Origin of the sequence: Bacillus sp. FSL R9-9834, from assembly GCF_038006905.1 — a bacterium.
Taxonomy (GTDB): Bacteria; Bacillota; Bacilli; order Bacillales; family Bacillaceae_G; genus Bacillus_A; species Bacillus_A pacificus.
Map to the genome: position 1 here is coordinate 108,264 of NZ_JBBOWD010000001.1, position 13,008 is coordinate 121,271.

General features: G+C 39.5%; 12 protein-coding genes and 1 other annotated feature. All 12 genes read left to right on the forward strand.

The features are described 5' to 3' along the window. The first annotated feature begins 33 nt into the window (after positions 1 to 33). The 12 genes from MKY00_RS00585 (at position 34) to MKY00_RS00640 (ending at position 12,981) form a co-directional block, all read left to right on the forward strand. Positions 34 to 693, forward strand: coding sequence for an RNA polymerase sporulation sigma factor SigH (locus MKY00_RS00585; protein ID WP_000387198.1), 660 nt, complete (start codon positions 34 to 36; stop codon positions 691 to 693). A gap of 127 nt (positions 694 to 820) precedes the next feature. After that, a complete protein-coding gene (gene rpmG, locus MKY00_RS00590; protein ID WP_002070160.1) occupies positions 821 to 967 on the forward strand; it encodes a 50S ribosomal protein L33 in 147 nt (48 codons plus the stop codon). A gap of 32 nt (positions 968 to 999) precedes the next feature. Beyond that, positions 1,000 to 1,179 (forward strand): preprotein translocase subunit SecE, encoded by a 180-nt coding sequence (secE, locus tag MKY00_RS00595; protein WP_001241321.1) that lies wholly within the window; start codon positions 1,000 to 1,002, stop codon positions 1,177 to 1,179. 131 nt (positions 1,180 to 1,310) lie between these two features. Next, on the forward strand, positions 1,311 to 1,844 hold the full coding sequence (nusG, locus tag MKY00_RS00600) for a transcription termination/antitermination protein NusG (RefSeq protein WP_000415794.1): 534 nt from the start codon (positions 1,311 to 1,313) through the stop codon (positions 1,842 to 1,844). A gap of 167 nt (positions 1,845 to 2,011) precedes the next feature. Continuing rightward, a complete protein-coding gene (rplK, locus tag MKY00_RS00605) occupies positions 2,012 to 2,437 on the forward strand; it encodes a 50S ribosomal protein L11 (RefSeq protein WP_001085872.1) in 426 nt (141 codons plus the stop codon). A gap of 177 nt (positions 2,438 to 2,614) precedes the next feature. Beyond that, a complete protein-coding gene (gene rplA / locus MKY00_RS00610; RefSeq protein ID WP_002020168.1) occupies positions 2,615 to 3,307 on the forward strand; it encodes a 50S ribosomal protein L1 in 693 nt (230 codons plus the stop codon). 49 nt (positions 3,308 to 3,356) lie between these two features. After that, positions 3,357 to 3,500 (forward strand) — a sequence feature (ribosomal protein L10 leader region). Positions 3,501 to 3,539: 39 nt separating this feature from the next. After that, on the forward strand, positions 3,540 to 4,040 hold the full coding sequence (gene rplJ / locus MKY00_RS00615) for a 50S ribosomal protein L10 (RefSeq protein ID WP_000048716.1): 501 nt from the start codon (positions 3,540 to 3,542) through the stop codon (positions 4,038 to 4,040). 67 nt (positions 4,041 to 4,107) lie between these two features. Further along, the gene (gene rplL / locus MKY00_RS00620) at positions 4,108 to 4,467 is read left to right on the forward strand and encodes a 50S ribosomal protein L7/L12 (RefSeq protein WP_000159736.1); all 360 of its coding nucleotides are present in this window, start codon (positions 4,108 to 4,110) and stop codon (positions 4,465 to 4,467) included. Positions 4,468 to 4,543: 76 nt separating this feature from the next. Then, a complete protein-coding gene (locus tag MKY00_RS00625; RefSeq protein WP_000763282.1) occupies positions 4,544 to 5,143 on the forward strand; it encodes a class I SAM-dependent methyltransferase in 600 nt (199 codons plus the stop codon). 293 nt (positions 5,144 to 5,436) lie between these two features. Beyond that, entirely contained in the window at positions 5,437 to 8,970 is a 3,534-nt protein-coding gene (gene rpoB / locus MKY00_RS00630; protein ID WP_000147554.1) for a DNA-directed RNA polymerase subunit beta, read from the forward strand. Between the two features lie 37 nt (positions 8,971 to 9,007). Further along, entirely contained in the window at positions 9,008 to 12,619 is a 3,612-nt protein-coding gene (rpoC, locus tag MKY00_RS00635) for a DNA-directed RNA polymerase subunit beta' (protein WP_000567938.1), read from the forward strand. Between the two features lie 113 nt (positions 12,620 to 12,732). After that, on the forward strand, positions 12,733 to 12,981 hold the full coding sequence (locus MKY00_RS00640) for a 50S ribosomal protein L7ae-like protein (protein ID WP_000121830.1): 249 nt from the start codon (positions 12,733 to 12,735) through the stop codon (positions 12,979 to 12,981). Positions 12,982 to 13,008: the final 27 nt, after the last annotated feature.

Consider the following 13,008-nt stretch of genomic DNA (forward strand, 5'->3'; position numbering starts at 1 on the left):
ATTGCTAAATAAATAGCGGTCGGAGGGATCAAGGTGGAAGCAGGCTTCGTAAGTGTAGGCGACGTTACATTTCGTGATTTAGAAGATGAGGCAATCGTTGAGTTAGTTCGAAAAGGTAATACTGACGCTCTAGAATATTTGATTCACAAATATAAGAACTTTGTTCGCGCGAAATCGAGATCTTATTTCTTAGTGGGTGCCGATCGAGAAGATATTGTTCAAGAAGGTATGATTGGATTGTTTAAAGCGATTCGTGATTATAAGGAGGACAAGCTGTCTTCATTCAAAGCATTTGCTGAACTGTGTATCACTCGACAAATTATTACCGCTATTAAAACAGCAACCAGGCAAAAGCATATTCCGTTAAATTCATATGTGTCTTTAGATAAACCGATTTATGACGAGGAATCTGATCGGACATTATTAGATGTTATTTCGGAAGCGAAGGTAACTGATCCTGAAGAAATGATTATAAGTCAGGAAGAATATACAGACATAGAATCTAAAATATCTGAATTATTAAGCGATTTAGAAAGAAAAGTGCTTTCTTTATATCTAGACGGCCGTTCTTATCAAGAGATTTCGGAACAGTTAAATAGACATGTGAAATCTATTGATAACGCTTTACAGAGGGTGAAGCGGAAATTGGAACGATATATGGAAATGCGAGAGAGTACCACTTTAAATTCATAACAAGTACTACAGGTGTAAAAATCACCTGTTTTCTTTTTGTAGGGAGTACAAAAGGCATGACATTGACATTGTCTTTTATTGTATGATACATTTTTAGGGACATAATGTTACAAGGTTGGTGTAACTAATGAGGAAAAAAGTTGTACTCTCATGTGAAGAGTGTAAAAATCGAAACTACTCTACGATGAAAGATACGAGCTCAGTAGAGCGACTTGAAATAAAGAAATTTTGTAAAACATGCAATCAGCATACAGTTCACAAGGAAACAAAATAAATAATTGAAATAATACACTGGAGGTCCCGTAGATGCGTTTAACGAACTTTTTCGGCGATGTAGGTCGCGAAATGAAAAAAGTAAGTTGGCCTAAAAAAGATGAATTACTCCGTTCAACAGCGACTGTTATCGCTACAGTTGTCTTCTTTGCGATTTTCTTCGCAGTTGTTGATATGGGCATTTCTTCTTTAATTCGGTTAATTCTTGGTTAATTCTTGAATAAGAAGCACTTATCCATGATATAATGTTATTTATAAGAACTGTGTAAAAGCCCGGTGAACGGGTTTTTTCATTTGCGCAAAAAAATGTACGTCAGGGAGGGAAGGACGCTCGTCCTAAATGAATGGAAAAAAGTTGGTATGTTGTCCATACTTATTCTGGATATGAAAATAAAGTAAAAGCAAACCTAGAGAAACGTGTAGAATCAATGGGTATGCAAGATAAAATTTTCCGTGTTGTTGTCCCGGAAGAAGTAGAAGTAGAAATGAAAAATGGTAAAGAAAAATTAATGAAAAGAAAAGTGTTCCCAGGTTATGTATTAGTAGAATTAATCATGACTGATGACTCTTGGTATGTTGTACGTAACACACCAGGTGTAACTGGGTTCGTTGGTTCTTCTGGTTCTGGATCTAAACCATCACCTCTATTAGAAGAGGAAGTTGTTACCATTATGAAACATATGGGAATGGACAACGAGGTGGTTGATTTCGACTTTGAACTTCATGAGACAGTACGTGTAAATGAGGGGCCATTCGCAGATTATACAGGTGCTATCGAAGAAATTGATGTGGAGAAGAAGAAGGTTAGCGTGCTTGTGGACATGTTTGGTCGCGAGACTCCAGTTGAACTTGACTTCCATCAAATTGAAAAATTATAAAATGAAACTTGAAATGAATTGTAAAAAGTGATAATATCTTTTAAGTCAGTACGTCTTCGTTATCGGAGACGTTTTTTGAAAGATTTTATCCTTAGAGATAAAATATGACGTGGGAGGGCAAATCACTGTCCAATTGACCACATCACGGACTTAAGGAGGTGTGTCTCGTGGCTAAAAAGGTAATTAAAATGGTAAAGCTTCAAATTCCTGCAGGTAAAGCTAACCCAGCTCCACCAGTTGGTCCAGCATTAGGACAAGCAGGTGTTAACATCATGGGCTTCTGTAAAGAGTTTAACGCTCGTACAGCAGATCAAGCTGGTCTTATCATCCCTGTTGAAATTACGGTATTTGAGGACCGTTCATTCACTTTCATTACTAAAACTCCTCCTGCTGCTGTTCTTCTTAAGAAAGTAGCTGGTATTGAGTCTGGTTCTGGTGAACCAAACCGTAATAAAGTGGCAACTGTTAAGCGTGATAAAGTACGCGAAATCGCTGAAACTAAAATGCCTGACCTAAACGCTGCTAGCGTAGAAGCTGCAATGCGTATGGTTGAAGGTACTGCACGCAGTATGGGCATCGTTATCGAAGACTAATTCGATTTGTTTTTTAAAAAAGGTTGCGGGTCTGGAATTCCAATTCGCAACCTTTATTATCGTAAATGATTATCGTTTTTAAATAAATGGGTGGCGCGCATCCTCAGGTTATACCTGAAAATAAGCGTAAACGTGGGAGGTTATTCCGCTAAAACCACATTCGAGGAGGAAATAAAAATGGCTAAAAGAGGTAAAAAGTACGTAGAAGCTGCAAAGCTTGTTGATCGTGCAGCTGCTTACTCTGCAACAGAAGCAGTAGAATTAGTAAAGAAAACAAACACAGCTAAATTTGATGCAACTGTAGAAGCTGCATTCCGTTTAGGTGTTGACCCTAAGAAAGCTGACCAACAAATCCGTGGTGCAGTTGTTCTTCCACACGGTACTGGTAAAGTACAACGTGTATTAGTATTCGCTAAAGGTGAAAAAGCTAAAGAAGCTGAAGCTGCTGGAGCTGACTTCGTAGGCGATGCTGATTACATCGGTAAAATCCAACAAGGTTGGTTCGATTTCGATGTAGTAGTAGCAACTCCTGACATGATGGGTGAAGTTGGTAAACTTGGTCGCGTATTAGGACCTAAAGGTTTAATGCCAAACCCTAAAACTGGAACAGTTACTTTCGATGTAACTAAAGCTGTTAACGAAATCAAAGCTGGTAAAGTTGAATACCGCGTTGATAAAGCTGGTAACATCCACGTTCCAATCGGTAAAGTATCTTTCGAAGATGCTAAATTAGTAGAAAACTTCAGAACAATCGCTGACACTTTACAAAAAGTTAAGCCAGCTGCTGCAAAAGGTACTTACATGAAGAACGTAACAGTTGCTTCTACAATGGGACCTGGCGTACGTGTAGACGTTTCTACATTAGCGTAAATTTTGGAAGTTGACTTCATAAAGAAGTTTTAATATAATCATTTATGTTGTGAATTTAATTAGTGTACCGTAGACAGTAGGTGTCAATAGACTTAATTTCCTACCTAGGTGTTAATATACGAAGCGGAATTTTTTTCTGTGACTATATGCCTCCATGTCTACAAGTTGGGCATGGAGGTTTTTAGTGCACTTTCGGTACATCTTCTATATAATCTACAGGAGGTGTAATAACATGAGCAAAGTAATCGAAACTAAACAACAAGTTGTAACTGAAATCGCGGACAAACTTCGCGCTAGTAAATCTACAATCGTTGTTGACTACCGTGGTTTAACAGTTTCTGAAGCAACAGAATTACGTAAGCAATTACGTGAAGCTGGCGTTGAGTTCAAAGTTTACAAAAACTCTCTAACTCGTCGTGCTGCAGAATCTGCTGAAATGGCTGAGTTAAATGAATTCTTAACAGGACCAAACGCAATCGCGTTCAGTAACGAGGATGTAGTTGCTCCTGCGAAAGTATTAAACGACTTCGCTAAAGATCATGAAGCTTTAGAAATTAAAGCGGGCGTAATCGAAGGTAAACTTGTAACACTTGATGAGGTTAAAGCTATCGCTACTCTTCCATCACGTGAAGGCTTACTTTCTATGCTTCTTAGCGTTCTTCAAGCTCCAATCCGTAACCTTGCACTTGCTACTAAAGCAGTTGCAGACCAAAAGGAAGAGCAAGGCGCTTAATTTTTTAAAAGATAATTACGTATTATCGATAAAACAATACAAACCTATTTAAGGGAGGATATTTACAATGACTAAAGAACAAATCATTGAAGCAGTTAAATCTATGACTGTATTAGAACTTAACGACTTAGTAAAAGCTATCGAGGAAGAATTCGGCGTAACTGCTGCTGCTCCTGTAGCTGTTGCTGGTGGCGCTGGAGAAGCTGCTGCTGAGAAAACTGAATTTGATGTGGAACTAACTAGCGCTGGTGCACAAAAAATCAAAGTTATCAAAGTTGTTCGTGAAATCACTGGTCTTGGCTTAAAAGAAGCTAAAGAATTAGTTGACAACACTCCAAAAGTAATCAAAGAAGCTGCTGCTAAAGAAGAAGCTGAAGAAATCAAAGCTAAACTTGAAGAAGTTGGCGCTGCTGTAGAAGTTAAGTAATTAACTTTTGATGCTTTAAAAAAAGCTCGCTCTCATGCGAGCTTTTTTTTTAACTGTAAAGAAAAGAGGTGGCCATATGGCAGACCATTATTTTTCTAACGACCCTTCTAGTAAAAGTGATCGTAAGCGATGGGAATTTACGCTTCGTGGATCTCAATTTACTTTCTTATCTGACCGTGGGGTGTTCTCGAAAAACGAAGTGGACTTTGGTTCTCGTCTTTTAATTGAAGCGTTTCAAGTGCCAGATATTAAAGGTGACATATTAGACGTAGGTTGTGGATATGGACCAATTGGTTTATCGTTGGCGAAAGAGTTTCAAGACCGTAAAGTTCACATGGTGGATGTGAATGAAAGGGCACTTGAGCTTGCAAAAGAAAATGCCGCTAACAATAGAATTGGAAATGTGCACATTTTTCAAAGTAGCGTCTATGAAAATGTAGATGGTATGTATGCTGCTATTCTATCTAATCCTCCAATTCGTGCAGGTAAAGATATCGTGCATGAGATTTTAGAAAAAGCTGTAGAACATTTAGTTCCAGGTGGAGAGTTGTGGATTGTTATTCAAAAGAAACAAGGTGCACCATCTGCGCTGAAGAAACTAGAAGAAGTGTTTTCTGAAGTCGAAGTTGTAGAAAAGAAAAAAGGATATTATATCATAAAATCAAAAAAACGTTGACGGTTATTTTTGGCTATGTTAACATTATACAATGCCAATATATGATTTTCTGCGTTGAGAAAGATGTATATTTTTGTTTCTCTTGGAAAAGATAGTAAAATCAGCAGATTATGAAACAGAATGATGGTTTTCTTATAGAAGCCATTTTTCTTTTTTGAACAGGTAGAAAGACTCAACGTATTTATCTTTAAGAGAAAAAAGACTACGCTAAATAGCAGTAGTTGTATTTATTTGTGATTTTGCACAAATTTTTTTGTGCATTTATAATACTCATGATTTGAGGGGTGAAGCAGTTGACAGGTCAACTAGTTCAATACGGACGCCACCGCCAACGAAGAAGTTATGCCCGTATTAGTGAAGTATTAGAGTTACCAAATCTTATCGAAATTCAAACCTCTTCTTATCAGTGGTTTCTTGATGAGGGTTTGCGAGAAATGTTCCAAGACATTTCTCCGATTGAAGACTTTACGGGAAATCTATCGCTTGAATTTATCGACTACAGCTTAGGTGAACCTAAATACTCTGTAGACGAATGCAAAGAGCGTGATGTGACGTATGCAGCACCACTTCGTGTAAAAGTGCGTCTAATCAACAAGGAAACTGGTGAAGTAAAAGAACAAGATGTGTTCATGGGAGATTTCCCACTCATGACAGAGACTGGAACATTCGTAATTAACGGTGCAGAACGTGTTATCGTTTCCCAGTTAGTTCGCTCTCCAAGCGTATACTATAGTGGCAAAGTGGATAAAAACGGAAAACGTGGTTTTACTGCTACTGTAATTCCAAACCGCGGAGCTTGGTTAGAGTATGAGACAGATGCTAAGGATGTTGTATATGTGCGTATTGACCGTACGCGTAAACTTCCTGTAACTGTTTTGTTACGCGCATTAGGGTTTGGCTCTGATCAAGAAATCACCGAGCTTTTAGGTGATAACGAATACTTAAGCAACACATTAGAAAAAGACAACACAGATAGCACAGAAAAAGCATTGCTTGAAATTTATGAGCGCCTACGTCCTGGTGAACCACCAACAGTAGAAAATGCAAAGAGCTTACTTGTGTCTCGTTTCTTTGATCCAAAGCGCTACGATTTAGCAAATGTAGGTCGCTACAAGATCAACAAAAAGTTACACATTAAAAACAGATTGTTTAATCAACGTTTAGCTGAAACATTAGTGGATCCAGAAACTGGTGAAATTTTAGCGGCAGAAGGAACAATCTTAGATCGTCGTACACTCGATCGCATTTTACCTTACTTAGAGAAAAACATTGGATTCAAAACAGCGAAACCAATGGGTGGAGTGGTAGAAGGCGATGTTGAGCTGCAATCTATTAAGATTTATGCTCCTGAGTCAGAAGGCGAGCGCGTAATTAACGTAATTGGTAATGCAAATATTACTCGCGATGTAAAACACATCACACCAGGTGATATCCTTGCTTCTATCAGTTACTTCTTCAACCTACTATATAAAGTAGGGGATACAGATGATATCGACCACTTAGGAAACCGTCGTCTGCGTTCTGTTGGAGAACTATTACAAAATCAATTCCGTATCGGTCTTTCTCGTATGGAACGTGTTGTTCGTGAGAGAATGTCGATCCAAGATACAAATGCAATTACACCACAGGCATTAATTAATATTCGTCCTGTTATTGCATCTATTAAAGAGTTCTTCGGAAGTTCTCAGTTATCTCAGTTCATGGACCAAACAAATCCGTTAGCAGAGTTAACTCACAAACGAAGATTATCTGCATTAGGACCTGGTGGTTTAACGCGTGAGCGCGCAGGCTTTGAAGTACGTGACGTTCACTACTCTCACTATGGTCGTATGTGTCCGATTGAAACACCAGAGGGACCAAACATCGGTTTGATTAACTCATTATCTTCGTTCGCGAAAGTAAATGAGTTTGGTTTCATTGAAACACCATACCGTCGTGTTGACCCAGAAACTGGTCTTGTAACAGGGCATGTTGATTATTTAACAGCAGATGAAGAAGATAATTATGTTGTAGCCCAAGCGAATATGAAATTATCTGAAGAAGGAGAATTCCTTGATGAAGATATCGTAGCTCGTTTCCGTGGTGAAAACATTGTCACAAATAAAGAACGCATCGACTACATGGATGTATCACCAAAACAAGTAGTGTCGGCAGCGACAGCTTGTATTCCGTTCTTAGAAAACGATGACTCTAACCGCGCACTTATGGGAGCGAACATGCAACGTCAGGCGGTTCCGTTAATGAATCCGGAATCTCCGATTGTAGGTACAGGTATGGAGTACGTATCAGCAAAAGACTCAGGTGCTGCAGTAATCTGTAAACACCCTGGTATTGTTGAACGAGTAGAAGCACGTGAAGTTTGGGTACGTCGATATGTAGAAGTTGACGGTCAAACAGTAAAAGGCGACTTAGATCGCTACAAAATGCAAAAATTCATTCGTTCTAACCAAGGAACTTGCTACAACCAACGTCCAATCGTAAGTGTTGGAAATGAAGTTGTAAAAGGTGAAATCCTTGCGGATGGTCCTTCTATGGAATTAGGTGAACTAGCACTTGGACGTAACGTGCTTGTTGGTTTCATGACTTGGGACGGTTATAACTACGAGGATGCGATCATTATGAGTGAGCGCCTTGTAAAAGATGATGTGTACACTTCTATTCATATTGAAGAATATGAGTCAGAAGCTCGTGATACGAAGCTTGGACCAGAAGAAATTACACGTGACATTCCAAACGTTGGGGAAGATGCATTACGCAACCTTGACGAGCGCGGTATCATTCGCGTTGGTGCGGAAGTAAAAGATGGAGATTTACTTGTTGGTAAAGTAACACCTAAAGGTGTAACAGAATTAACAGCTGAAGAACGTCTATTACATGCTATCTTTGGAGAAAAAGCGCGTGAAGTACGTGATACATCACTACGTGTACCACACGGTGGTGGCGGTATTATCTTAGACGTAAAAGTATTCAACCGTGAAGATGGCGACGAATTGCCACCAGGCGTGAATCAACTTGTGCGTGCATATATCGTTCAAAAACGTAAAATTTCTGAAGGTGACAAGATGGCCGGACGTCACGGTAACAAAGGTGTTATCTCTCGTATTTTACCAGAAGAAGATATGCCTTACTTACCAGACGGTACGCCAATCGATATCATGTTAAACCCATTAGGGGTACCATCTCGTATGAATATCGGTCAGGTATTAGAGCTTCATCTTGGTATGGCAGCAAGATACCTTGGCATTCACATTGCAACACCAGTATTCGATGGTGCTCGTGAGGAAGATGTTTGGGGCACAATTGAAGAAGCTGGTATGGCAAATGACGCGAAAACAATCCTGTATGACGGACGTACTGGTGAACCATTCGATAACCGTGTATCTGTTGGTGTCATGTATATGATCAAACTTGCGCACATGGTTGACGATAAACTTCATGCTCGTTCTACTGGACCATACTCACTTGTAACGCAGCAGCCTCTTGGAGGTAAAGCTCAGTTCGGTGGACAGCGTTTCGGTGAGATGGAGGTTTGGGCACTTGAAGCTTATGGTGCTGCTTATACTCTTCAAGAAATCTTAACAGTGAAGTCTGATGATGTTGTTGGACGTGTTAAGACGTATGAAGCAATTGTTAAAGGCGAAAATGTTCCAGAACCAGGCGTTCCTGAATCATTCAAAGTATTGATTAAAGAGCTGCAAAGTTTAGGTATGGACGTTAAAATGATGTCTAGCGACGATACAGAAATTGAAATGCGTGATACGGAAGATGACGATGATCATCAATCAGCAGACAAATTGAATGTCGAAGTTGAGACAACTAAGGAATAATTGGGATAACCTGTAGACTAAAAGGGAGGTAGGCCCCTTGATAGATGTAAATAACTTTGAATATATGAAGATTGGACTTGCTTCACCTGACAAGATTCGTTCTTGGTCATACGGTGAAGTTAAGAAACCAGAAACAATTAACTATCGTACGTTAAAGCCTGAAAAAGATGGCTTGTTCTGTGAGCGTATTTTCGGACCACAAAAGGACTGGGAATGTCATTGCGGAAAATACAAACGTGTACGTTATAAAGGTGTAGTTTGTGATCGATGTGGCGTTGAAGTAACGCGTGCGAAAGTGCGTCGTGAACGTATGGGTCATATCGAATTAGCTGCTCCTGTATCTCATATTTGGTATTTCAAAGGTATCCCGAGCCGCATGGGACTTGTCTTAGACATGTCCCCTCGCGCGCTTGAAGAAGTAATTTATTTCGCTTCTTATGTTGTAACAGAAAGTGGAGATACACCACTTGATAAGAAGCAATTACTTTCTGAAAAAGAATACCGTGCATATCGTGATCGATATGGTAGCACATTCCAAGCTGCTATGGGTGCAGAAGCGATTAAAAAGCTATTACAAGACATCGATTTAGATAAAGAAGTAGACTTCTTAAAAGAAGAATTAAAAACAGCACAAGGACAACGCCGTACTCGTGCTATTAAACGTCTAGAAGTATTAGAAGCATTCCGTAACTCTGGAAATGAGCCATCTTGGATGATCTTAGATGTTCTACCAGTAATCCCACCAGAACTACGCCCAATGGTACAGTTAGATGGTGGACGTTTTGCTACTTCTGACTTAAACGACTTATACCGTCGTGTAATTAACCGTAACAACCGTTTAAAACGTCTATTGGACTTAGGTGCACCAAGCATTATCGTTCAGAACGAAAAACGTATGTTACAAGAAGCTGTAGACGCATTAATCGATAATGGTCGTCGTGGCCGTCCAGTTACTGGACCAGGTAACCGTCCATTAAAATCACTATCTCACATGCTTAAAGGTAAACAAGGACGCTTCCGTCAAAACTTATTAGGTAAACGTGTTGACTACTCTGGTCGTTCTGTAATCGTTGTAGGACCGAACTTAAAGATGTACCAATGTGGATTACCAAAAGAGATGGCGCTTGAACTGTTCAAACCTTTCGTAATGAAAGAGTTAGTTGAAAAAGGATTAGCACACAATATTAAGAGTGCGAAACGTAAAATCGAGCGTGTACAACCTGAAGTTTGGGACGTTTTAGAATCTGTAATTAAAGAACATCCAGTACTTCTAAACCGCGCACCAACACTTCACCGTCTTGGTATTCAGGCGTTTGAACCTACATTAGTAGAAGGTCGCGCAATCCGTCTTCACCCACTTGTATGTACTGCATACAACGCGGACTTTGACGGTGACCAAATGGCCGTTCACGTACCTTTATCATCAGAAGCACAAGCAGAAGCTCGTCTTCTTATGTTAGCGGCACAAAACATCTTGAACCCGAAAGACGGTAAACCGGTTGTTACTCCATCTCAGGATATGGTATTAGGTAACTACTACTTAACACTTGAGCGTGAAGGTGCAATCGGTGAAGGTATGGTCTTCAAAGATGCGAACGAGGCATTACTTGCATACCAAAATGGATATGTACATCTTCATACACGTGTTGCAGTAGCTGCAAGCGCAGTAAACAACGCAACATTTACTGAAGAGCAAAAGAGTATGCTTCTATTAACAACAGTTGGTAAATTAATATTTAACGAAATCTTACCAGAGTCGTTCCCTTATATTAATGAACCAACAAATTCAAACCTTGAAAAAGAAACACCAGCGAAATATTTCGTTGAAAAAGGTGCGAACATTAAAGAGATTATTGCTAGTCGCGAAGAAGTGGCGCCATTCAGCAAGAAAATCCTTGGTAACATCATTGCGGAAGTGTTTAAACGTTTCAAAATTACAGAAACGTCTCGCATGCTTGACCGTATGAAAAACTTAGGATTCAAGTACTCTACAAAAGCTGGTATTACAGTTGGGGTATCTGACATTCTTGTATTAGGTGAAAAAGATGAAATTCTCCACGAAGCACAAGCAAAAGTAGATAATGTAATTAAACAATTCCGTCGCGGTTTAATCACGGAAGAAGAACGTTACGATCGCGTTATCTCTATTTGGAGTAATGCAAAAGATGTTATCCAAGGAAAACTGATGAAATCCTTGAATAAACGCAACCCAATCTTCATGATGAGTGATTCCGGTGCCCGTGGTAACGCATCGAACTTTACTCAGCTTGCTGGTATGCGTGGTCTGATGGCCAATCCATCTGGTCGTATCATCGAACTTCCAATCAAATCAAGTTTCCGTGAAGGTTTAACAGTACTTGAGTACTTCATCTCTACGCATGGTGCGCGTAAAGGTCTTGCCGATACAGCACTGAAAACTGCCGATTCTGGTTACTTAACACGTCGTCTTGTTGACGTTGCACAAGATGTAATCGTTCGTGAAGATGATTGTGGAACAGATCGCGGTTTATTAATTGGTGCGATTAAAGAGGGTAATGAAGTTATCGAGTCATTATATGATCGTCTTGTTGGACGTTTTGCAAGAAAAACTGTAAAACATCCTGAAACAGGTGAAGTATTAGTTGCTGAAAATCAATTAATTACTGAAGATATCGCTCATATCGTTGAAAATTCGGGTGTTGAAACTGTAAACATTCGTTCAGCGTTCACGTGTAACACTCGCCACGGTGTATGTAAGAAGTGTTACGGTCGTAACTTAGCAACTGGAACAGACGTAGAGGTAGGGGAAGCGGTAGGTATTATCGCAGCTCAATCTATCGGTGAGCCAGGTACACAGTTAACGATGCGTACGTTCCATACAGGTGGGGTTGCCGGAGATGATATCACTCAAGGTTTACCTCGTATCCAAGAGATCTTCGAAGCTCGTAATCCGAAAGGTCAGGCAGTTATCAGTGAAATCGACGGTGTTATCGCAGCGATCAACGATGTTAAAGATCGCCAAGAAGTAGTTGTACAGGGTGAAGTTGAAACTCGTACGTATGCTATTCCTTACGGTGCTCGTCTGAAAGTAATTCCAGGACAGCAAATTAGCCACGGTAAAGAGTTAACAGAAGGTTCTATTGATCCGAAAGAATTACTAAAAGTAACGGACATTACGGCAGTTCAAGAATACTTATTACGTGAAGTTCAAAAAGTATACCGTATGCAAGGGGTAGAAATTGGTGACAAACACGTAGAAGTAATGGTACGCCAAATGTTACGTAAAGTTCGTGTAAGTGATGCAGGTGAAACAGATGTATTACCAGGAACATTACTAGATATCCATCAGTTTACTGATGCAAATGCGAAGGTGTTACTACAAGGTAAACAACCAGCAACAGCTAGACCTGTTCTACTTGGTATTACAAAAGCTTCACTTGAAACAGATTCATTCTTATCTGCAGCATCGTTCCAAGAAACAACTCGTGTCTTAACTGATGCAGCAATTAAGGGTAAACGTGATGAGCTTCTAGGATTGAAAGAAAATGTTATTATCGGTAAACTTGTTCCTGCTGGAACAGGTATGAATCGTTATCGCAAAGTGGATCTTGTTAAAACAACACAAGATGACATGAATGTAGAAAACGATGAAGTTTATGTGGAACAGTAAAATTTTCCGTCGTAAATTTTGTATAAAAACAGTTAATCCTAGTTGACATTGTATGAGTCAAAATGTTACTATAAGCAAGGTTGCTCCTGAACGATGCTTTGGAGGATATTTATATGTCTTATCAAAAAGTGTCAAATGCTGAAAATGTGGTCGTTGGTCATAAACGCACATTGGAAGCAATCAAAAATGGTATAGTTAAAGAAGTTGTCATTGCAGAAGATGCTGATATGCGGTTAACCCATGTTATCATTCGTACTGCATTGCAACATAACATACCCATAACAAAAGTTGAATCAGTTCGTAAACTTGGAAAAGTTGCGGGGATTCAAGTGGGAGCTTCAGCAATAGGAATAATAAGTTAAAACTGTTTTTGTGAGGAGAGAGCATTT

Bases quoted from the DNA above. Each gene is read 5' to 3' on its own strand.
- MKY00_RS00625 (WP_000763282.1), top strand. From the start codon at position 4,544: ATGGCAGACCATTATTTTTCTAACGACCCTTCTAGTAAAAGTGATCGT.
- rplA (WP_002020168.1), top strand. From the start codon at position 2,615: ATGGCTAAAAGAGGTAAAAAGTACGTAGAAGCTGCAAAGCTTGTTGAT.
- rplL (WP_000159736.1), top strand. From the start codon at position 4,108: ATGACTAAAGAACAAATCATTGAAGCAGTTAAATCTATGACTGTATTA.
- MKY00_RS00640 (WP_000121830.1), top strand. From the start codon at position 12,733: ATGTCTTATCAAAAAGTGTCAAATGCTGAAAATGTGGTCGTTGGTCAT.
- rpmG (WP_002070160.1), top strand. From the start codon at position 821: ATGAGGAAAAAAGTTGTACTCTCATGTGAAGAGTGTAAAAATCGAAAC.
- rplJ (WP_000048716.1), top strand. From the start codon at position 3,540: ATGAGCAAAGTAATCGAAACTAAACAACAAGTTGTAACTGAAATCGCG.
- secE (WP_001241321.1), top strand. From the start codon at position 1,000: ATGCGTTTAACGAACTTTTTCGGCGATGTAGGTCGCGAAATGAAAAAA.
- nusG (WP_000415794.1), top strand. From the start codon at position 1,311: ATGGAAAAAAGTTGGTATGTTGTCCATACTTATTCTGGATATGAAAAT.